Here is a 586-nt window from a genome sequence, read left to right on the forward strand (position 1 = left end):
TCGACGTCCGCGAGGCGCTGTTCGCGTTGCTGGGAAAAGACATCACCACGATCGACGGCCTCGGTCCTTACCTCTCGCTGAAGCTGATCGCTGAATGCGGTGACGACCTCTCCTCGTGGCCAAGTGCAAAGCATTTTACCTCCTGGCTGGGACTGGCGCCGAGCAACAAGGTCTCCGGCGGCAAAAGGCTCTCGTCCCGAACGCGCCGATCCGGCGGCCGGGCGGCGGCGCTTCTGCGCCTTGCTGCCGCCACCGTAGGACGCACCGATACCGCGCTCGGCGCCTTTTACAGGCGACTTTCATCGCGCATCGGTAAGGCCAAGGCAGTGACCGCCACGGCCCGCAAGATCGCAGTTCTGTTCTACAATGCTGTGCGATACGGAATGGACTATGTCGATCCCGGGGCCTCGTCCTACGAGACGCGCTACCGGACGCGAGTGGTCAACAATTTGCATCGGCGTGCCAAGGCATTCGGCTTCGTTCTCCAGCCCTTGGAGCCGAAAGTCGGCAATGCCGTTTCTTAGGAATCGTTCTCCAGCGTCAGCTCGCCGATCTTGGCATGCAGCGACTTCACGTCGACGGCGGG

Annotated in this window: 1 protein-coding gene; it reads left to right on the forward strand. The window is 62.3% G+C overall.

Translation table 11 applies throughout. The annotated features are described in order from the left end of the window. On the forward strand, window positions 1-524 hold a 524-nt coding region (locus AC5ZG5_RS46380), incomplete at its 5' end, for a transposase (protein ID WP_456647290.1). Between the last annotated feature and the right edge of the window lie 62 nt (window positions 525-586).

Source organism: Bradyrhizobium sp. Ses1 (genome assembly GCF_059512365.1).